Annotated in this window: 16 protein-coding genes; 15 read left to right on the top strand and 1 reads right to left on the bottom strand. The window is 71.6% G+C overall.

From position 1 onward, the window contains the following. The first annotated feature begins 25 nt into the window (after positions 1-25). From ACNKF0_RS14930 to ACNKF0_RS14910, 5 genes are all read left to right on the top strand, one after another. Positions 26-1345, top strand: a complete 1320-nt coding sequence (locus tag ACNKF0_RS14930; protein WP_416953329.1) for an ammonium transporter — start codon at positions 26-28, stop codon at positions 1343-1345. Beyond that, positions 1342-1680, top strand: a complete 339-nt coding sequence (locus ACNKF0_RS14925; RefSeq protein ID WP_210438240.1) for a P-II family nitrogen regulator — start codon at positions 1342-1344, stop codon at positions 1678-1680. Before ACNKF0_RS14930 ends, ACNKF0_RS14925 begins: the two co-directional genes overlap by 4 nt. A 25-nt stretch (positions 1681-1705) precedes the next feature. Further along, positions 1706-3928, top strand: coding sequence for a [protein-PII] uridylyltransferase (locus ACNKF0_RS14920; RefSeq protein WP_416953327.1), 2223 nt, complete (start codon positions 1706-1708; stop codon positions 3926-3928). A gap of 130 nt (positions 3929-4058) precedes the next feature. Further along, positions 4059-5657: a signal recognition particle protein gene (ffh, locus tag ACNKF0_RS14915; protein WP_416953325.1), complete on the top strand. Its 1599-nt coding sequence runs from the start codon at positions 4059-4061 to the stop codon at positions 5655-5657. Continuing rightward, complete coding sequence (locus ACNKF0_RS14910) at positions 5654-6016, top strand: hypothetical protein (protein WP_416953323.1); 363 nt, start codon at positions 5654-5656, stop codon at positions 6014-6016. The genes ffh and ACNKF0_RS14910 overlap by 4 nt, the downstream gene beginning before the upstream one ends. A 9-nt stretch (positions 6017-6025) precedes the next feature. Here the strand turns inward: ACNKF0_RS14910 and ACNKF0_RS14905 are convergent, their stop codons facing one another. Beyond that, on the bottom strand, positions 6026-13702 hold the full coding sequence (locus tag ACNKF0_RS14905; RefSeq protein WP_416953321.1) for a DUF4082 domain-containing protein: 7677 nt from the start codon (positions 13700-13702) through the stop codon (positions 6026-6028). Between the two features lie 162 nt (positions 13703-13864). Here ACNKF0_RS14905 and ACNKF0_RS14900 point away from each other — a divergent pair, with 162 nt between their 5' ends. The 10 genes from ACNKF0_RS14900 to ACNKF0_RS14855 all read left to right on the top strand — a co-directional run bounded on the left by ACNKF0_RS14900 (position 13865) and on the right by ACNKF0_RS14855 (position 21167). Beyond that, on the top strand, positions 13865-14947 hold the full coding sequence (locus tag ACNKF0_RS14900; RefSeq protein ID WP_416953319.1) for an amidohydrolase family protein: 1083 nt from the start codon (positions 13865-13867) through the stop codon (positions 14945-14947). 59 nt (positions 14948-15006) lie between these two features. Continuing rightward, on the top strand, positions 15007-15840 hold the full coding sequence (locus ACNKF0_RS14895) for a GNAT family N-acetyltransferase (protein ID WP_416953317.1): 834 nt from the start codon (positions 15007-15009) through the stop codon (positions 15838-15840). A gap of 15 nt (positions 15841-15855) precedes the next feature. Then, complete coding sequence (rpsP, locus tag ACNKF0_RS14890; protein ID WP_416953315.1) at positions 15856-16386, top strand: 30S ribosomal protein S16; 531 nt, start codon at positions 15856-15858, stop codon at positions 16384-16386. A gap of 5 nt (positions 16387-16391) precedes the next feature. Beyond that, positions 16392-16634 (top strand): RNA-binding protein, encoded by a 243-nt coding sequence (locus tag ACNKF0_RS14885; RefSeq protein ID WP_299925111.1) that lies wholly within the window; start codon positions 16392-16394, stop codon positions 16632-16634. Positions 16635-16897: 263 nt separating this feature from the next. Further along, a complete protein-coding gene (rimM, locus tag ACNKF0_RS14880) occupies positions 16898-17479 on the top strand; it encodes a ribosome maturation factor RimM (RefSeq protein WP_416953313.1) in 582 nt (193 codons plus the stop codon). Continuing rightward, on the top strand, positions 17476-18654 hold the full coding sequence (gene trmD, locus ACNKF0_RS14875) for a tRNA (guanosine(37)-N1)-methyltransferase TrmD (protein WP_416953311.1): 1179 nt from the start codon (positions 17476-17478) through the stop codon (positions 18652-18654). The genes rimM and trmD overlap by 4 nt, the downstream gene beginning before the upstream one ends. A gap of 199 nt (positions 18655-18853) precedes the next feature. Beyond that, positions 18854-19204, top strand: coding sequence for a 50S ribosomal protein L19 (rplS, locus tag ACNKF0_RS14870; RefSeq protein WP_299924314.1), 351 nt, complete (start codon positions 18854-18856; stop codon positions 19202-19204). A 147-nt stretch (positions 19205-19351) separates the two neighbouring features. Further along, positions 19352-20119, top strand: coding sequence for a signal peptidase I (gene lepB / locus ACNKF0_RS14865; protein WP_416953308.1), 768 nt, complete (start codon positions 19352-19354; stop codon positions 20117-20119). Between the two features lie 41 nt (positions 20120-20160). Next, positions 20161-20862, top strand: coding sequence for a ribonuclease HII (locus ACNKF0_RS14860; RefSeq protein ID WP_416958539.1), 702 nt, complete (start codon positions 20161-20163; stop codon positions 20860-20862). Beyond that, positions 20859-21167, top strand: coding sequence for a DUF2469 domain-containing protein (locus ACNKF0_RS14855; protein ID WP_172259171.1), 309 nt, complete (start codon positions 20859-20861; stop codon positions 21165-21167). The genes ACNKF0_RS14860 and ACNKF0_RS14855 overlap by 4 nt, the downstream gene beginning before the upstream one ends. The last annotated feature ends 43 nt before the right edge of the window (positions 21168-21210 follow it).

Below are 21210 nucleotides of genomic sequence, written 5' to 3'. Positions count from 1 at the left end.
TTCGTGCTCGAACTCTGGAGGTCCTGTGGACGGCTATTACGCCTTCATGCTGGTGGCGACTGCCTTCGTCCTGATGATGACGGTGCCCGCGCTGGCCCTGTTCTACGGCGGCATGTCGCGGTCGAAGTCCGTGCTCAACATGATGATGATGTCCTACGTGGCGGCCGCCATCGTCGGCATCCTCTACGTCGCCGTCGGCTGGTCGATGGGATTCGGCGGGGACGGCACGTTCTTCGCGAACCCCTTCGAGCTCCTCTGGCTCGACGGCGTCTCGACCGGCGACTACATCTTCGTGATGTTCCAGATGACCTTCGCGATCATCACCGCCGCGCTCATCAGCGGTGCGGTCGCCGACCGGCTGAAGTTCTCTGCCTGGGTCGTCTTCGTCCCGCTCTGGTCCGTGATCGTCTACTTCCCGATGGCCCACATGGTCTTCAGCTGCACCGACGACTCGCTCATCTGCGGCCGCATCGGTGCCCAGGACTACGCCGGTGGCACCGCGGTCCACATCAACGCCGGCGTCGCGGCCCTCGTGCTGGTGATCCTGCTCGGCAAGCGCATCGGCTGGCCGCGCGAGCAGATGCGCCCGCACAACCTGACGCTCACGATGCTCGGCGCCGGTCTGCTCTGGATGGGCTGGTACGGCTTCAACGTGGGCTCGATCGTCTTCGGTGACGACCCGGAGACCCAGTTCCCCCTCGAGACCGGCCGCACCTTCGCCAACACCACGCTGGCCACGATGGCCGCCATCCTCGGCTGGCTGCTGGTCGAGCGGCTGATCCACAAGAAGGCCACGTCCCTCGGCGCCGCGTCGGGCATCGTCGCCGGCCTGGTCGCGATCACCCCGGCCGCCGGCGCGGTGAACCTCTCCGGTGCCGTGGCGATCGGCCTCGTGGCCGGTGCCGTCTGCGCCTGGGCCGTGGGCCTGAAGTACAAGCTCGGCTACGACGACTCGCTCGACGTGGTCGGCGTGCACCTGGTCGGCGGCGTCGTCGGCACCGTCCTGATCGGCGTGTTCTCCACGGCCGAGGGCGCCGGCGGGGTCGACGGACTGCTCTACGGCGGCGGGTTCGGCTCGCTCGGCGACCAGACCCTCGGTGTGGTCGTCGCGGTCATCTACTCCGGCGTCCTGACCGCCCTCATCGCCTTGGCGATCAAGTACACGATGGGTCTGCGCCTCGACGAGGAGGACGAGGTCAACGGCATCGACCTCGTCGCGCACGGCGAGTCGGCGTACGACCTGCACAGTGGCACCAGCGGCGGCGGCAGCGTCCTTGCGGCCTCCACCGCGCCCGCCGCCGCACCCACCGCCACGAACACCAAGACCGAAGGAGCCAGCGCATGAAGCTCGTGACCGCGGTGATCAAGCCGCACAAGTGGGAGGACGTCCGCGAGGCGCTCGAGACCTTCGGGGTCGCCGGGATGACGGTGTCCGAGGTCAGCGGCTACGGCCGCCAGAAGGGCCACACCGAGGTCTACCGCGGGGCGGAGTACGACATCGCCCTCGTCCCGAAGATCCGCATCGAGATCGTCGTCGACGACGCCGACGCCGACGACGTCGTCGGGATCGTCGTCAAGACCGCGCAGACCGGTCGGATCGGCGACGGCAAGGTCTGGGTCAGCCCGGTCGAGACCGTCGTCCGGGTCCGCACCGGTGAGCAGGACGCGTCCGCGCTCTGATGGCGACCCTCTCGGGGATCCTCCAGTGACCGCAGCAGATCGACAGACCAGGGCCACCTCGGCCGACGAGCTCTGCCGGGAGGCGTACGCCGCCTCCGGCGGGCCCGTCACCGGGGTGGCCCTGGTCGCCGTCGGGGGCTACGGCCGGGGCGAGCTCGCCCCGCACTCCGACCTCGACGTCGTCCTGGTCCACGACGACGGGGTCGACCTCGGCGACCTGGGTGCCACCCTCTGGTACCCGCTGTGGGACTCCGGGCGCCGCCTCGACCACTCGGTCCGCTCGATGGGCGAGGTGCTCGAGGCGGCGACCGACCTCCGGGTCGCGCTCGGGCTGCTCGACGCCCGGCACCTCGCCGGCGACCCGGGGCTCAGCCTCCGGCTGCGTACGACGATGCTGGCCGACTGGCGCCGGCAGGCCCGGACCCGGCTCCCGGAGCTCAAGGCGATGACCCGCAAGCGCCACGACGTCACCGGCGAGCTCGCGCACGCCTCGGTGCCCGACGTGAAGGAGGCCGAGGGCGGCCTGCGGGACGCCGGCGTGCTGAAGGCGATCGAGGCCAGCTGGCTCGTCGACGCCTCCACCCCGGCGCTCGAGGCGGCGCGGCAGATGCTCCTCGACGTCCGCGACGAGGTGCAGGACCTCGCCGGCCGACCGGCCGACCGCATCGCACCCGAGATGTGGGCCCCGCTGGCCCAACGCCTCGGGCTCGCCGACGCCGGGGCGGCACAGCGCCACGTCCGCTCGCTCGGGCGCCGCATCGGGCACCTGTCACGCCTGGCGTGGCGGCGTACGGACGCCGTGATGGCCCGGTCGACGGGGGAGCGGGGGCGCCGCACGCCCGCGCTCGAGCGGATCGCCCCCGGCATCGCACTCTCGCGCGGCGAGGTCGTCCTCGACGCCGGCACCCGGCCGGGTGACGACCCCACGCTGCTGCTCCGCGCCGCGGCGGAGGCGGCGAGCCGCGACGCGGTGCTCGCGCCCACCACCGCCGCCCGCCTCGTGCGGGAGGGTGCCCCCCTGCCCGTGCCGTGGCCGGCTCCCGCCCGTGACGCGCTGGTCCGCCTGCTCGCCAGCGGGGCGGGGCTGCTGCCGGTCTGGGAGACCCTCGACGAGGTCGAGGGCATCGAGACGTTCCTGCCCGAGTGGGAGCAGATCCGGCTGCTGCCGCACGCCTCGGCGATCCACCGCTTCACCGTCGACCGCCACGTGGTCGAGACGTGCGCGGAGGCCGGGGCGCTGATCCGCACCGTCCGCAGGCCGGACCTGCTCCTGGTGTCCGCCCTGCTGCACGACATCGGCAAGGGCTCGCTGCAGGACCACTCGGTGGCCGGCGAGCCCCTGGCCCGCAAGGTCGTGGCCCGGATGGGCTTCACCGACCTCGACGCCGAGGTGGTCGCGTCCCTCGTGCGGTGGCACCTCCTCCTCGCGGACCTCGCGACCACCCGCGACCCCGACGACCCCGCCACCACCGCCGAGCTGCTCACCCACGTCCCCGACGCGGCCAGCCTCGAGCTCCTGCGCGCCCTCACCGAGGCGGACGCCAGGGCGGCCTCACCGGCGGCCTGGACCACGTGGCGGGCGTCCCTGGTCGACCGTCTCGTCTCCCGGGCCGGCCACGCGCTCGGCGCCGAGATCGCGCAGGTCGCCCCGGTCGGGTCGCTGCCCGTCCCCGACGCCGTACGCCGTGACCCGACCGCCGTGTCGGTCGAGGTCACCCCGCACGAGGTGGGCGCCACCGTCACCGTGGTCGCAGCCGACCGGGTCGGCCTGCTTGCCGACGTCGCCGGCGGCCTCGCCGCGCTGCGGGTGCCGGTGCACGCCGCCCGCGCCTGGTCGCAGGTCGACGCCGAGGGCGAGTGGGCCGTCAGCGCGTGGGAGGTGCCCGACGCCTACCTCGACGCCAGCGTCGTGCGCGAGCGGATCAGGCGCGTCGTCGAGGGGACCCAGCGGCTCCCCGATCTGTCCGCGCGACCGGACGGCGAGCTGCCCCCGATCGTCGAGGTCCGTCCGGACGCCTCCCGCGCCTCGCTGGTGCTGGAGATCCGCACCTCCGACCGCCCCGGCGTGGTCCACCGCGTGCTCACCACCCTCGCCGGGCTGGGGCTGACGGTCGCCTCCGCCCACGTCTCCACGCTCGGGCCGCAGGCGGTGGACGTCTTCTACGTCCAGGAGGTCGGCGGGGTGCGCCCGACGGAGGAGCGGGCCGCGGCCGCCGCCCACGCCGTACGCACCGCGCTCGGCGGCTGACCTCGGGGCACCACCTGGGGGGTCGGCCTCGTCGGCTGAGCCCGGACGGGGTGCGGCCGTTAGTCTTGGTCGTCGTACCAGACCGTGCTCCACCCTGATCCACCACCGATGCGAGGGACAGACCCACACCGTGTTCGCCACACTCTCCGACCGCCTTGCCGACACCTTCAAGAACCTCCGCGGCAAGGGCCGGCTCTCCGAGGCCGACATCGACGCCACCGCGCGCGAGATCCGCATCGCGCTGCTCGAGGCCGACGTCGCCCTGCCGGTGGTGAAGGAGTTCGTCGGCGCGGTCAAGGAGCGGGCCCGTTCCGAGGAGGTCAGCGGCGCCCTCAACCCGGCGCAGCAGATCATCAAGATCGTCCACGACGAGCTCGTGACGATCCTCGGCGGTGAGACGCGCCGCCTGCGCTACGCCAAGAGCGGGCCGACCGTCATCATGCTCGCCGGCCTCCAGGGCGCCGGCAAGACCACCCTCGCGGCCAAGCTGGCGCTGTGGCTCAAGGAGCAGGACAAGACGCCGCTGCTCGTCGCGGCCGACCTCCAGCGCCCCAACGCCGTCCAGCAGCTCCAGGTCAACGGCGAGCGCGTCGGCGTGCCCGTCTTCGCCCCCGAGCCCGGCAACGCCCAGGGCGTCGAGCACGGCGGCAACCCCGTCGAGGTCGCCCGTGCCTCGATCGAGGAGGCCAAGCGCAAGCTCCACGACGTCGTCATCATCGACACGGCCGGTCGCCTCGGCGTCGACGAGACCCTCATGCAGCAGGCCGCCGACATCCGTGACGCGGTGCAGCCCGACGAGGTGCTCTTCGTCGTCGACGCGATGATCGGCCAGGACGCGGTCACCACCGCGCAGGCGTTCCTCGACGGCGTCGGCTACGACGGCGTGGTGCTGACCAAGCTCGACGGTGACGCCCGCGGTGGTGCCGCGCTGTCGATCCGCTCCATCACCGGCAAGCCGGTCATGTTCGCCTCCAGCGGCGAGAAGATGACCGACTTCGACCTCTTCCACCCCGACCGGATGGCCTCGCGCATCCTCGACATGGGCGACATGCTCACCCTGATCGAGCAGGCCGAGAAGGCGTTCGACTCCGAGCAGTCGCTCAAGGCGGCCGAGAAGCTCGCGACCAAGGGCGGCTTCACGCTGGAGGACTTCCTCCAGCAGATGATGCAGATCCGCAAGCTCGGCTCGATGACCAAGATCATGGGGATGCTCCCCGGCATGGGGCAGTTCCGCGACCAGCTCGAGAACTTCGACGAGCGCGAGATCGACCGGATCCAGGCGATCATCCAGTCGATGACGCCGGCCGAGCGCGACAACCCGAAGATCATCGACGGCTCGCGCCGTGCCCGCATCGCCGCGGGATCCGGTCGCCAGGTCTCCGACGTCAACCAGCTCGTCGACCGCTTCTTCGAGGCGCGCAAGATGATGGAGTCGATGGCCAAGGGCGGCGGCGTGCCCGGGATGCCCGGGATGCCCGGCATGCCAGGCATCGGCGGCGGGAAGCGGGCCGGTGCTCGCCAGGCCGCGCAGGCCGGCAAGGGCAAGAAGGGCAAGAAGCGCGTCTCGGGCAACCCCGCGAAGGCCGCCCAGCAGAAGGCGCAGCAGAAGGCGGCGTCGGCCGACAAGTCCGCCAACCCCTTCGGCAACCCCGACGGCGCCGAGGTCGACTACGAGAAGGCCGCCGAGCAGCTCAACCTGCCCAAGGACTTCTCGCAGTTCCTCAAATGACCTCGACGCTGGTCGTCGACGGGGCCAACGTCGTCGGGTCGGTGCCGGACGGCTGGTGGAAGGACCGGGCGGGTGCGGCGCGCCGCCTGCACGAGCGGCTCCTGGTCGCCGACACGGCGTACGACGAGATCGTGCTGGTGCTCGAGGGGCAGGCCAAGGGCGGCGTGAAGGCCGGCCGGGACGCCCACGTGCGCACGGTCCACGCCGCGCGCGACGGGGACGCCGAGATCCGGGCGCAGGCGCGCCGTGCGGGCGAGGCCGGTGGCCACGTGGTCGTGGTGACCGCCGACCGGGCACTCGCGGCCAACGTCGCGCCGGCGCAGGTGCTCAGCCCGTCCTGGCTGCTCGACCGGCTGTGACGTCGAGGCTCAGTGTCCGGCGCCACCACCGGTGCGCGTGACGCCGATGCCGCGCACGACGGGCAGGGACGTCCCGGACGCGGAGAGGTGCACGGCGTACTGCACGTAGCGGCCCTCGAGCCCGAGCCCCACCCCGGGCGCCGCGAGCCGCCAGCCCGACCACGTGCCGTCCGGGCTCGGCCGGTCGCCGGAGCGGACCCGCACCAGGATCCGTGAACCGGCCGGTTCGTCCCGATCGAGGACCAGCCGCTTCCAGGCCGCCTTGCGCCCGGAGTCGACGACCCGGGAGGTGTAGGTGCCCGAGCCCCGCCCGCTGAGGGTGAGGGAGCCCAGTCCCCGGTCGTCGAGCCGCATCCGGTCGTCGGTCCTGCCGGTGCGGAAGTCCTCCGCGGTGAACATCGCCAGTCCGGGCGAGAGCGACCTGAACCGCGTCTCCCGGGCGCGTGCGACGTTGCCGGCGCCGTCACTCGAGCCGACCCGCACCGTGTAGGAACGGTGCGGCGCGAGCCCTGTGACCACCACGACGTGCCGACGCGACAGCCGGTCGTCGAGCCCGAGGCCACGAGGGATGCGGCCGGACCGGCCGTAGCGCACCCGCGAGGTGGCGGGCTCGTCCGTGCGCCAGGTGATGCGGGCCGTGCCGTCAGGCATCGGCCGGACCCGGACGTTCCTGATGCGGGGTGCTCGACGGTCCGGGCCAGGCGTGGTGAAGGTCGCCGGTGCGGTGCCCCTCGCCGGCCACCGGACGACCTTGCCGTCCGGGCCTCGCGACTCTGCCACGTAGTGGTAGCGCGTCGCCGGGTCGAGGCCGTCGAGCTCGGCGAGGTGCTCGGTGGTGCGTCCGTTCACGACCACCGCGTCGCCCAGGTCCGCGGCAGAGGTGCCGAGCCGCACCACGGTCGTCCCGGGGTTGCTCGTCGTCCATGCGAGCGAGGTCGCGCCTGCGTCGTCGGTGGTGGCCCTCGCGGCGGTGACCTGGTTGGTGCCGCCGCCCGGGGTGTACGTCGCCTGGTGCGCGCCGCCGACGGCCGGGAACACGGCGTACTGCTGGCCCTTGACCGTCATCGTGGTGAACGGCACGGCCGTGCCACCTCGGGTGACAGCGCTGAGGGTGGCACCCCCCGGACCCGTGGTGGGCAGCATGGCCGTGAGGCCGGTCGCGCCGACACCGACGCCGACGGTGAAGGAGAGCGTGCCACCGCTCCAGGAGAGGCCCGAGAAGGACGAGGCGTTGCGACCGTCGGTCCAGGTCAGCAGCTGGCGGGCGGCGATCACCGGGACGTTGCGTGCCTGCGCCGACGCGAGCACCTGGGTGTCCTCGAACGTCGAGGCCGCGTCGGTGTGGAGGTTGGCGGTGAAGGCGCCGTAGTACCCCTGGCTGCCGAGCGCGCGGTCGAGCAGGGTGTTCGGGGTGAACGGGTAGCTCTGGCCGGACTCGTCGGTCATGTTCGTGTTGGCCTGGAAGACGTCGATCATCGAGCCGTCGGTGTCGGTGAACCGCATCGGCATGCCGGAGCCGTTCATGAAGCCGGGGCGGTCGGCGATCCAGGAGCCGGGGTAGTAGTAGTAGTTGGTGTCGAGGCGGATCCCCGAGGCGAGCTCGGCCTTCGCCTGCGAGGCCCAGTCGCTCCAGACGATGCAGTGGTAGCGGCTGGTCGTTGGCGAGGGCAGTGACGTGTACTTCGCGCGCCACGTGCCGAGCTGGCTGGTGTAGGTGTCCTCCAGGGCCTGGTACGACGTGAAGTTGGTGCAGTTGTTCTGCGGGTGCAGCCCGACCTCGAAACCCTGCGTGTGGAAGCTGGCCGCCTGGGCGTTGGTCATCGGCGTGCTGGGGAAGATGTAGGACGAGAATCGTGGGCACTCCCAGCGGGCGACGGAGCAGCCCGACGGGCTCGCGGACGCGTAGGTGCTGAAGCGCCCGGGCGTGCCGCCGTTGCCGTGGTCGTCGCCAGTGGCGACGACCACGGCCTTGTGGGTGCCTGGGAAGTACCAGAAGCGAGGCACCGGGAACCGGTCGCGTGCCGTGACGGTGACGAGGTTGGCCAGCAACCGCTGCTGCTCGTCCGCCTGCGGGATGTGCGCCTTGGCCAGGTTGACCCAGTCGGTGGCGGCGCCGCCGAAGAAGAGGTCGTTCGACCGGTTCGGCGTGGCGCCGTCGCGGTCCTGACCGGCCCAGGCGAGGTTGCCCTGACGCGTGGCGATGACCGAGCGGGCCAGGTCGAACGCGAAGGTGGCGACCTGCCCGCCGTTGGTGCCGACACTGCGCAGCGTCACCGCCGGCAGGCCGGTGCTGGTGGTCGCGTTGGAGTAGAGGGTCGCCACCGCGGTGGCGCCGTTGAGGGAGTAGCGGCTCGCGGTGCCGTGGAACTGCATGGTGTCGGTGGTGATGCCCGCCCCCGGTTCGGTGGCGGCGCTGACCGCGAGGTAGCCGTCACCGACGGTGCCTGTCTGCGCCGTGATCCCGGCGAGGGCGTACAGGCGGGTGTCCGGCCGCATCGCGACCAGGTTCCCGCCGCCGTTCACCCAGCTGGTCAGCGCCGTCACGTGGGCGTCGGTGATCGCGACGTCTCCCAGCACGACCACGGAGTACGCCGCCAGGGTGGCTGCGTCGAGCGTCGACACCCGCACGTTGGTGAACTCGTTCAGGCCCTCCGCGCGCAGGATCTCCGCGAGGTAGGACGACGAGGGGTTGCCGCTGGCGGTCACCACAGCGATCGGCCCGCCGGGGCCGTCCTCGATCCCGGGCGGCGGCTCCGCCGCCGTCTGGAACGACCACGAGACCGGGGCCATGGTGTTGCCGGCGGTGTCACGGGCGCCGCTCACCTCGAGCGTGTAGGAGGCGGTGTAGGTGAGGTCGGTCGTGGGCGTCAGGGTCGCCGTCGAGGTGCCGTTGTCGTACGCCGTGGTGGACGGCACCACCTGGCCATCGGCCGTCCTCAGCACCATGGAGACCGAGGACCCGGTGACGAGCTCGTTGAACGTCGCGCTCGGGCGCGCACCCACGGCGACGCCGGTCGCGTCAGGGGCCGGGACGCGAGAGACCACCGTCGGCGGGACTGTGTCGTTGGCCTGCTCCGAGAAGACGACGTCGACCCAGTAGTTCTCGCTGTTGAAGGACTGGTTGGGGAACGTGCTCGGTGTGGTGGTGTAACGGTAGAGACCGTTGCCTCCGTCGGTGCCGTTCTGCAGGGCGGTCAGCGGGCCCCGTGTGGTGCTGCTGCTGGCGAAGTAGCCGCTGCTGACGGCGTAACGGCTGGGGGTGAAGTACGACGCCACGTACGTCGTGTTCGCGTTGACCGGGATCGGAGAAGCGAACGTGGCCTGCTGCCAGCCGCTCGCCGACTCGCTCGTGAAGGTCACCTGGCCCAGCCGGGTCCCGGATGCGGTCCACAGCGAGCCGACGTGGGTGCCAGTGCTCTGGGTCGGCTTGTAGTACCGGATGCCGGTGACGTAGCCAGCGGTGCTGGTACGGAGCTTCACGCCGAGCTCCACCGCGTTGGTGTCCGGGTCGGTGCTCGCCGGCGTGGCGGTCGACGGCCAGATCGTGCACGGGCAGCTCGAGGTCGTGGCGGCGGTGGTGAAGGTCCACGACACCGGGTCCATCTGGTTGCCCGCGGCGTCACGGGCACCGCTCACCGCAGCGGTGTAGGTCGTGCTCGCGGCGAGGTTCGCCGTCGGGTCCAGCGTCGCTGTGCGGCTTGTGGCGTCGTACGACGTCGTCCCCGCGACGAGCGCGCCACCAGGAGCCCGCAGCTCGAAGGTGACCGTGCTCGCCTGGACAGGTTCGCTGAAGGTCGCCGTCGGGCTGACGGCCGTCGACACCCCACTGGCGCCGGAAAGGGGGGAGCGGCTGCTGAGCGTGGGCTTGGTCGTGTCCGGTGTGTCAGTGGTGAAGCTCCACGAGACCGGGTCGATCACGTTCCCGGCGACATCCCGGACTCCGGTGACCGTGGCGGTGTACGTGGTGCTCGCTGCGAGGCTCGCGCCCGGGTCGAGCGTCGCGGTGCGGGTCGCGGCGTCGTACGTCGTCGTGCCGGTGACCAGGGCGCCGCCGGGCGTGCGGAGCTCGAGACCGAGGGTCGACTGCTGCACCGGCTCGGAGAAGGTGGCGGTCACGTCGGTCCCGACCCCGACGCCAGTTGCGCCGGGTGCGGGGGTCCGTGCGGTCACGGTGGGCTTCGTGGTGTCGGGGCCGTCCTCGAAGACGACGTCGACCCAGTAGTTCTCGTTGTTGTAGGTCTGGTCCGGGAAGGTGCTCGGCGTGGACGTGTAGCGGTAGAGGCCGTTGCCGCCGTCGGTGCCGTTCTGCAGTGCCGTCAGCGGCCCTCGGGTGGTGGCCGAGGTGGCGAAGTAGGCCGGGCTGGCGGCGTAGCGGCTGGGTGTGTAGTACGAGGCGACGTAGGTGGTGCCGGCGGTGACTGCGATCGGTGTCGCGAAGGTCGCCTCCTGCCAGCCGCTGGCCGTGCCGCCCGTGAAGGTGACCTGGCCCAGTCGCGCGCCCGCGCGGGTCCACAGGCTGCCGACGTGGGTCCCGGTCGACTGGCTGGGGCGGTAGTAGCGGATGCCGGTGACGAAGCCGTCACTGCTGGACCGGAACTTCACTCCCAGCTCGACCGAGCTGGTGTCGGGGTCCGTGCCGGCCGGGACTGCGGAGGACGGCCAGATCGTGCACGGGCACCCCGACGTCGCGGCGGTGGTGGTGAAGGACCACGACACCGGGTCCATCTGGTTGCCCGCGGCGTCCCGGGCGCCGCTGACCGTGGCCGTGTAGGTGGTGTTGGCGGCCAGGTTGCTGCTCGGGTCGAGGGTTGCTGTGCGGGTCGGGCCGTCGTACGTGGTGGTGCCGGCGACCAGGGCGCCGCCGGCGCCACGGAGCTCGAAGGTGACGGACGCCGGTTGCACGGCCTCGCTGAACGTCGCCGTCGGCGAGACCCCGAGCGGCACCCCGGTGGCACCGGTCGCCGGGGTGCGCCCGGACATCGTGGGACTCGTCGTGTCCGGCGTGTCGGTCGTGAAGGACCACGTGACCGCGTCCATCTGGTTGCCGGCAGCATCGCGGGCGCCGTTGAGCGCCACGGTGTACGACGTGGTGGCCGCCAGGGCCGACTGCGGGTCGAGGGTGACGGTCCGGGTCGCCGCGTCGTACGACACCGTTGCGGGCACCACGGTGCCGCCGGGGGCACGGACCTCGAAGGCGATCGTGGACTGCTGGACCGGCTCGGAGAAGGTCGCTGTGACGTCGGTGCCGACCGGGACCGCAGAAGCCCCCGGTGCGGGCGCCCGGGAGCTGACGCTCGGCTTGGTGGTGTCGTTGGCCTCGGTGAAGACGACGTCGACCCAGTAGTTCTCGCTCTGCCAGGTCTGGTTGGGGAACGCGCCGGGCGTCGTGGTGTAGCGGTAGACGCCGTTGCCGCCGCTGACGCCGTCCTGCAGCGCCGTGAGCGGTCCCCGGGTGGTGCCGGCGTTCTGGAAGTAGCGCGAGCTGACGGCGTACCTGGTGGGCGAGAAGTAGGAGGCGACATAGGTCGTCCCAGCGGTGACCGGCACCGGGGTGGCGAAGGTGGCCTGCTGCCACCCGCTGGCGCTCTCGTTGGTGAAGCTCACCTGCGCGAGGCGGGTGCCGGTGCTCGTCCAGAGGGAGCCGACGTGGGTGCCCGAGGTCTCGGTGGGCTTGTAGTAGCGGATGCCCGTGATGAGCCCGTCGACGGAGGTGCGGAACTTGACGCCGACCTCGACGGGATCGCGATCGGGGTCGGTGCGGTCCGGGGTCGCGGTCCCGGGCCAGATCGTGCACGGGCACGAGGTGGGCGCGGTCCCGACGGTGACGCTGGTGGTCGCGGCCGTGCCGAGGTTCGCGCTGTCGTCCACCGCGCGTGCACGCAACGTCGACGCTCCCGAGGTGGACGGGGTGAAGGTGTAGCTCCAGGACCCACGTCCGGTGGCGCGCCGCCACGTCGCCCCGTTGTCGGTGGAGACCTCGACGCCGCCGACCCGGCCGCCTCCGGTGTCCGTGGCTGTCCCGCTGACGGTCACGGGCGAGCCCACGGGAAGCGTGGCCCCCGACGTCGGCGAGGTGATGGTCGTCGTGGGTGCAGCGGTGTCCGTCGACGCCGTGGCGGGGGTGAGGCCGGCGGTCAACGTGTCCGGCTGGACGCCCATGTCGGCGAAGAGGTTCACCGTGGCCTGCTGCGCCGCGGTGTCGGGGGCGGCCGAGCCACGGTCGTGCTCACCGTCGAGCGCCCACGCCCACTGGATCGTGCCGGCGCTGAAGACCAGGGCGCCGCTGGCGGCGCGGTACGTCGTCATCGCGTGGGTGGCCTGCCCCTGGCCGTAGCTGCTCCCGTGGTCCTGCAGCCTCTCGCCACTGCCGGTTGTCTGGGACACCCGGAACGTGCCCGGCGGCCGGAACCCGTTGTCGGGGTCCTCGTCCCACTCGTATCCGACGACGTTGTCGCCGATCGTCGTCGTCGCACCGGCTGCCAGTGTCGCCACGCGAGTGTTGCGCCAGAACCGCATCTGGCCGTCTGCCTGGCCGACCACCATGTCGATGGCGCAGCAGTTGATGGCGAACATGGTCCCGGTGAGCCCGTTCTCGGGGCGGCCGCCGTCCGCGGGCGGGCTGAACCGCGGGTCGCGCCAGGTGCCGGTCCACACGTTGCTGAGCGGGTCGATCTTCGCGTCGGCGTGCGTCTCCTTGTAGGACACCAGCGTGCGGTGCGAGGTCCCGGAGCCGTCGATGCTGGACTCCCACCGGGTCTTCCAGAACACCTCGTTGCCGGAGAAGAAGGCCAGGTCGACGCCGGCGTCGCGAGCCGCCTCGACGTTCGCCCGCTGGCTGCCGGACCAGTACTCGTCGTGCCCGACGCTCAGGAATGCCTCGTGCTCGAGGAGCTCGGCGCCGCGGCGGTCCGTGTCGACGCCGGAGCTGTAGCTGACGTCGTACCCGTTTGCCTCGAGGAACCGCACCATCGGGTACTCGGCGTTGAACACCCAGTCCTCGGGCGCGTTGCCCCGCGTCGTGAAGGGGCGGTTGTAGCTGACCTTGTAGGCGCGTCCGGCCGGTGCGCCGGCGTACAGGCTGTTGCCGCCGTAGGTGTTGTAGGCCTGCCAGGTGGTGTCGGAGGTCTGGAACAGCAGGTCCGAGCCGCCGTCGTCGTCGCGCACCACGAAGAAGACGTGGCTGGCGCCGGCGGTGCCGTCGGTGCGCACCAGCCGCGCGAAGTAGATCCCCGAGACGGCAGTGGTCGGCACGGACCAGGCCGCGTTCTGGGTCCAGTTGCCGCAGTCGACCAGGCCCGTCGCGACGTCGTTGCGGCAGTTCGGCTGGTTGGTGAGGACGGTGGGAGTGACGGTCGTGACCCGGCGAGCGCCGTCGCCGCCGTAGTAGCCCATCCGGTAGATGTCGAGCCGGTACGACGAGGCGCTGGTGTCGACCTTGAAGCCGATCGTCTGTCCCTGGTCCACGCTCATGTCGGTCGCGAAGCCCTGGATCGAGGAGGACCCGGCGCCGGTGATCCCCCACTCGCTCTCAGGGCTGCCGGGGAGGGTGTTCTCGCACGCCACCGGGTTGGCCACGGGTGGGTCGCACGGCGCGGCCGCTGCGGGCGTCGCTGCGGTGACGATGGCGAGGGCGGTCGACGCGAGGATCAGCGTCACCAGCACGGCAAGACGTCGAGGCACGGGCACGGCAACGCTCCTTCTCCCGGCCCACGGACCCTCTTGCGTCCCGAGAATCGATCGCCGCGGACACCGTGTCCTCCATCGTGGGTTCGCTGTCGTCAGACGTCATGCCCATAACTGGGCATCGGGGCGCGCCGGTCCGCAGGGCGTGCGGATAGCGTGCCGACCATGCCCCTCGAGCCAGCCCAGCGCTTCCGTGGACCGGTCCTGCCCGACGGCGAGCCGCGCGACCTCTTCGTCGTCGACGGCCGCATCACCTACGAGCCCCAGGCGGGGGCCGACACCGCGGCGGAGGGCTGGATCGTCCCGGGCCTGGTCGACGCGCACTGCCACCTCGGTCTCGACGACTTCGGCGCCACCGACGACGCGGACACCGAGCGGCAGGCGATCGCCGACCGGGACGGTGGGGCGCTGCTCATCCGTGACGCCGGCTCGGCAGCCGACACCCGCTGGATCCACGACCGCGACGACCTGCCCCGACTGATCCGGTGCGGGCGGCACATTGCCGCGACGAAGCGCTACATCCGCGGTTACGCCCACGAGGTGGAGCCGGCCGACCTGGCGTCGTACGCCGCCCAGGAGGCCCGCAGCGGCGACGGCTGGATCAAGCTGGTCGGCGACTGGATCTCGCGCGACGAGGGCGACCTCGCCCCGTCGTTCCCCGCGGAGGCGTTCGCCGACGCCATCGCCGCCGCACACGCCGAGGGCGCCAAGGTGACGGCGCACTGCTTCGGCCACGGGGTGCTGCCCGGGTTGATCGAGGCGGGCATCGACTGCATCGAGCACGGCACGGGGCTCACCGAGGACCTCATCGACGCGATGGTCCAGCACGGCACCCGGCTGGTGCCCACCGTCATGCAGCTCGACAAGTTCCCCGAGCACGCTGCGGCCGGGCAGGAGAAGTTCCCGGCGTACGCCGACACGATGACCGACCTCTACGCCCGCATGCCCGCCACGATCATGGCGGCCTACGAGGCGGGCGTGCCGATCTACGCGGGGTCGGACGGCGGCGGTATCAGCCGCCACGGCAACATCGCCGGTGAGATCGAGGCACTGGTACGGATCGGGATGCCCGCCCACGACGCGCTCGGCGCGGCCAGCTGGCGGGCACGGGAGTGGCTCGGGGTCGACGGTCTCGTCGAGGGCGCGTCCGCCGACTTCGTCGTCTACGACCGCGACCCGCGCGCCGACCTGTCCGTGCTCCGCACGCCGACGGCGATCGTGCTGCGCGGGCGCGCAGTCGTCGGCTGACGCCTGCCGGTCCCGAAACTGATTTGAGCAGCGGTGCCGCGGCGGGATGGGATGGGCTCGTGAGCACCCTCGTCGACCTCTTCCCGCCCCTCGGCCTGCACGTGCAGGCCGGCCCGCTCGAGCTGCGGGGCCTGTCCGACGAGCTCATCCTCGAGCTGAGCGACCTCGCCGAGCAGGGCATCCACCCCCCGGACGAGATGCCGTTCTACTTCCCCTGGACCGCCGCCCCGCCCGGTGAGCTCGCCCGCAACACCGCGGCGTACCACTGGGGCAAGCGCTCCACCTTCTCGCCCGACGACTTCTGCCTCGACCTCGCCGTGCTCCTCGACGGTCGGGTCATCGGCGCGCAGGGGGTCGCGGCCCGGAACTTCCCCGTGACGAGGACGGGGGAGACCGGGTCGTGGCTCGGGCGCGAGTTCCAGGGTCGCGGGCTCGGCACGGCCATGCGCCGGGCGATGTGCGAGCTGCTCTTCGACCACCTCGGCTTCGAGGAGATCACCTCGGCGGCCTTCGTCGACAACCCGGCGTCGCTCGCCGTCTCCCGCAAGGTCGGCTACCGACCCACCGCGGTGAGCCGGATCAAGCGGCGCGAGGGCGAGCTCGCGCTCAACCAGGGCCTCGTGCTGACCCCCGACGACCTCGTCCGGGACGCCGAGCCGATCCGCGTCACCGGGGCTGAGGCCGTGCGCGCCTTCATCGGCCTGGGGGGCCGCCTGAGCCCCGGGCGTACGCCGTCCGCGCACCGGATTGGTCGCGCGCGGCCACCGTCTGGCAGAATCGTCCCTCGTGTCCTGCGCGTCCGGACCCTCTCATCCGAGCGACGCAGTGCCCTTCGAAGGACCAGCACCGGTGACCCCACCTGGGAACGGTCCCTCACCCACGACAATTCCTGAGGAGACACCACAAACGTGGCCGTCAAGATTCGTTTGAAGCGCCTGGGCAAGATCCGGGTGCCGCAGTACCGCATCGTCGTCGTCGACTCGCGCAAGAAGCGCGACGGTCGGGTGCTCGAGGAGATCGGCAAGTACCACCCGAAGGAGGAGCCCTCCTTCATCGAGGTGACCTCCGACCGCGCCCAGTACTGGCTCGGCGTGGGCGCACAGCCCTCCGAGGCCGTCGAGGCGATCCTCAAGGTCACCGGTGACTGGCAGACGTTCAAGGGCCTGCCGGGCACCGAGGGCACCCTCAAGGTCAAGGAGCCCAAGCGCTCCAAGCTCGACATCTTCAACGAGGCCCTCAAGGAGGTGTCCGCCGAGTCGAAGGGCTCCGCGACCACCACCAAGAAGAAGGCCGACAAGAAGGCCGACGAGCCGGCCGCCGAGGCGCCTGCCGAGACGCCCGCCGAGGTCCCGGCCTCCGAGACCCCCGAGGGTGCCGCCGACGCTGCTGAGGCCGCCGAGACGGTGACGGCCGAGGACGCCGGCAAGAGCGAGGCGTGAGCGACGTGCTCGCCGACGCTCTCGAGCACCTGGTGCGCGGCATCGTCGACCACCCCGACGACGTCACGGTCCGTGACAAGCAGCTGCGTCGAGGCTCGATCCTCGAGGTCCGGGTGCACCCCGACGACCTCGGCAAGGTGATCGGCCGCAACGGCCGCACCGCGACCGCCTTCCGCACCGTCGTCTCGGCCCTCGCCGGCCGCGGCGGCGCGCGGGTGGACTTCGTGGACACCGACCGGCGTCGGTAGCACTTGGCACCTCCCGGTGTCCGCGAAGCATCGACGCAGCGTGGACACCGACCGCCGTCGGTAGCAACAAACGCACACCGACCCGGCAGACACCGTCTGCCGGGTCGGTGTTATTTCTCGACGAGTTTCTCGACGAGTTTCTCGACGAGTGGGGGAGCTTCGTCGTGACATGTCGAGTACGACCTTCCCCAGTGATCCCGCGCGCAGCCGCTCGCGGTTGAGTCGCTGGGAGACCCACCGCCCAGCACCTCTACGCTGGCCCGGTGAGCGAGGACAACAGCGCCGACATCGAGGTCGTGGTCGGCCGCATCGGCAAGCCCCACGGCATCCGCGGCGAGGTCACCCTCGACGTACGCACCGACGAGCCCGACCGGCGCTTCGCCCCCGGCACGACGCTGCGAGCAGAGGCACCGGCCGGTGCGGACCGGCGTCCGTCGAGCCTCACCGTCGCGCGCGCCCGGTGGCACCAGAGCACGCTGCTGGTCACCTTCGAGGAGCTGGCCGACCGCAACGCCGCGGAGGCCGCACGCGGCACCGTGCTGTACTCCACCATCGGCCGCGACGAGACCCCTGAGGACCCCGACGAGTTCTACGACCACCAGCTGGTCGGTCTCGAGGTCGTCGACGTCGACGGCAGGGCCCTGGGCACCGTCAAGGCCCTGGTCCACGGCTCGGCGCAGGACCTGCTGACCGTCCGCACGACCGACGGCCGCGACGCGCTGGTGCCGTTCGTGACCGCGCTGGTCCCCGAGGTCGACCTCGAGGCGGGCCGCGTCGTGGTCGCCGACCGTCCAGGCCTGGTGTCGCCGTTCCCCGACGAGGTGACGGACGAGGCCGGGTCGTGAGGATCGACGTCGTCACGATCTTTCCCGATTACCTCTCCCCACTGCAGCTGAGCCTGCCCGGCAAGGCACGCGCGAAGGGGTTGCTCGACGTCGAGGTGCACGACCTGCGGCAGTGGACGACCGACCGCCACCGCACCGTCGACGACACGCCCTACGGCGGCGGTGCCGGCATGGTCATGAAGCCCGAGCCGTGGGGGCACGCCCTCGAGGCGGTCGCACGAGGCGCCACCATCGTCTTCACGACGCCCAGTGGGGAGCCCTTCACTCAGGCGCTGGCCCACGAGCTGAGCGAGCAGGAGCACCTCGTCTTCGCCTGCGGGCGCTACGAGGGCATCGACCAGCGGGTCATCGAGCACGCCGCGACCCTCGGCACCGTGCGGGAGGTCTCGCTCGGCGACTACGTCCTCAACGGCGGCGAGGTCGCCGCGCTCGCCATCACCGAGGCGGTCGTGCGCCTGCTGCCCGGCTTCATGGGCAACGCCGAGTCGCTGGTCGAGGAGTCGCACGCCGACGGCCTGCTGGAGTACCCCGTCTACACCAAGCCGGCCACCTGGAACGGGCGTGACGTCCCGGAGGTGCTGCTGTCCGGCGACCACTCCCGGATCGCCGCCTGGCGCCGGGAGCAGGCCGAGCAGCGTACGGCCGCCCGCCGCCCCGACCTGCTGCCGGCGACGGGACTCGTCGGCGCGCTCGCCGACCTCGACGTGCGCCCGGCCGTCCCCGCCGACGCGGGCGAGCTCTACACGCTGCAGCGCGCCTGCTGGCTGCAGGAGCTCGAGGCCAACCCGGGCGTGGAGATCCCGGCGCTGCGCGAGTCGCTCGACGACGTACGCCGCGGGCTGGGGGAGTGGACCGTCATGGTCGCTCGTGAGCCGAGCTCGGGCCGCCTGGTCGGAGCCGTCCGGGGCCGCGTCGACGCGCACGGCGAGTGGGACATCGGCCGCGTCATGGTCGCCCCGGACCTCCAGGGCCGGGGCCTCGGCCGCGCGCTGCTCGAGCTCGTCGAGGGGCTCGCTCCGACCGAGGTGACGACGTACGTCCTCTTCACCGGTGCCGGGTCGACCGACAACCTGCGGATGTACAAGAAGGCGGGCTTCCGGCTGCGGGCCGACCGGAAGGCCCCGCCGGGTGCCGTCGTGCTCACCAAGGACGTCCGGAAGCGGATTTCACGCTGACGGCCGCGCTCTGGCAGACTTCGCTCCTGGTCCGCTCGAGGCCAGGGTCGCCCGGATGCATCACCCGATGCACCGCGCCGGGGTCCCGCCGTACCGCACCTGCCACAGGGGGCGCGCCGGCCGGCCGCACCGAGCACCAGCCAAGTCCATCACCACCACGATCCGCGGCTGACCTGTGGCACTCGCGAGGAGCAACGTCATGACCAACGTCATCGCCGACCTCGGCACCGCCCTCAAGCGCGACGACGTCCCGGCCTTCCGCGCCGGCGACACCGTCAAGGTCCACGTCAAGGTCATCGAGGGCAGCCGCTCGCGTGTCCAGGTCTTCCAGGGCGTCGTGATCCGCGTCCACGGTTCGGGCATCGGTCGCACCTTCACCGTCCGCAAGGTCTCCTTCGGCGTCGGCGTCGAGCGCACCTTCCCGCTGAACTCCCCGATCTTCGAGAAGATCGAGGTCGTGACCCGCGGCGACGTGCGCCGCGCCAAGCTCTACTACCTGCGCAACCTGCGCGGCAAGGCTGCCAAGATCAAGGAGCGCCGCGAGGCGTGATCCGTCGCACCGCGCCGCGAGGCGTCGGTTCGACCAGGGACTCGTTAGTCTCTGCGAGTGACTTCTGATGGCCGCGGTTCCTCGTCCCTCTCAGCGGGCGAGGAACCGCGGTCGTCGCGTGTGGGGGACCAGTCGGAGGATGGCGCGATGAGTGGTCGCAACCAGCAGGTGCCGGAGCAGAAGACCGGTCGCGGCAAGCGCAAGCAGCTGCCGCTGTGGCAGGAGACGATCCTGCTGCTCGGCGTCGCGCTGGTGCTCGCGATCGTCATCAAGACGTTCTTCGTCCAGGCCTTCTACATCCCGTCGGAGTCGATGGAGCCGGGCCTGATCCTCAACGACCGGATCCTGATCCAGAAGGTCTCCTACTGGGGCGACGGCGAGCCCGAGCGTGGCGACGTCGTGGTCTTCAAGGACCCGGGCGGCTGGCTCCCGCCCATCGACTCGGCCGGCCCCACCAACCCCATCGCCAAGGTGATGGCCAAGGTCGGGCTCTACCCGACCGGTGGCCACCTCGTGAAGCGCGTCATCGGTGTCGCCGGCGACACCATCGAGTGCTGCGACGACCAGGGGCGCCTCATCGTCAACGGGCAGCCGCTCGACGAGTCCGACTACGTCAAGCGGGGCGGCGCGACCTGCAACGGCCCGATGCCGACCAACGGCGCCTGCGACGAGAAGTGGACCGTGGGCCCGATCCCCGACGGTCACATGTTCGTGATGGGCGACAACCGCTCCCGCTCCGCCGACAGCTCGCAGAAGATGTGCCAGCCCGACGAGACCGAGTGCGTCCCCGGGGACGAGTTCGTCCCGGTCGACCTGGTCGTCGGCAAGGTCTTCGTGCTGCTGTGGCCGGCCGACCGCTTCCGCTGGAACAACCGTCCGGCCACGTTCGAGGACGTGCCGGACCCGACCCCGTGACGCTCTCGTCCCAGCCGCCGCCCGGGCCGCTGCCGGGCGGGGTGACCGTACGTCGTGACGCCGGGATCTACGGCTACGAGCGCGCGCTGCGCCGCGCCGGCCTGGACCCGATCGCGGGCGTCGACGAGGCCGGGCGGGGCGCGTGCGCCGGCCCCCTCGTCGCGGGCGCCGTCATCCTCCCGCCTGGCAGGTCAGGCATCGTGCCGGGGCTGGCCGACAGCAAGCTGCTGACCGAGGCCGCTCGTGAGCGCGTCTACGCGCAGGTCGTCCGCCGGGCGCTCGCGTGGTCGGTCGTGGTGATCGACAACGAGGAGTGCGACCGACTCGGCATGCACGTGGCCAACCTCGAGGCGCTGCGGCGCGCGGTGGCCCGCCTCGACACGCGTCCGGCGTACGTCCTCACCGACGGGTTCCCCGTCGACGGCCTCGGCGTGCCGGGTCTGGCGGTGTGGAAGGGCGACCGGGTCGCCGCCTGCATCGCGGCCGCGTCGGTCGTCGCGAAGGTGACCCGCGACCGGCTGATGGTCGGGCTGCACGACGAGTGGCCCGACTACGACTTCCGCACCCACAAGGGCTACATCACCGCCGACCACGAGGCAGCGCTCGCCCGCCTCGGTCCGTGCCCTCTCCACCGGAGACGTTTCGTCAACGTGCGGCGCGCGGCGGGTCTCGAGCCGGTTGCCGAGGACGAGGTGGCTAGGGTCGGGCTCGAGCCGGACAGCACCACCGAGGAGGACCGATGAGCGCCGAGGATCTCGAGAAGTACGAGACCGAGATGGAGCTCACCCTCTATCGCGAGTACCGCGACGTCGTGGGCATCTTCAAGTACGTCGTGGAGACCGACCGCCGCTTCTACCTGTGCAACCAGGTCGACGTGAAGGCCCGTTCGGAGAGCGGCGACGTGTTCTTCGAGGTGTCGATGACCGACGCCTGGGTCTGGGACATGTACCGGCCGGCGCGGTTCGCCAAGAACGTGAAGGTGCTGACGTTCAAGGACGTCAACGTCGAGGAGCTCGCGCCGCAGGACATCGACCCGCCCAAGGACTGATCACCCTCGTCTGCCCGGGGACGGCTCGGCCCTGACCGGGGAG

The organism is Nocardioides sp. T5 (genome assembly GCF_048161455.1).
Classification (GTDB): Bacteria; Actinomycetota; Actinomycetes; order Propionibacteriales; family Nocardioidaceae; genus Nocardioides.
Note: the sequence above shows the minus strand (reverse complement) of the source record. Positions and strands in the feature narration are given on the sequence as shown.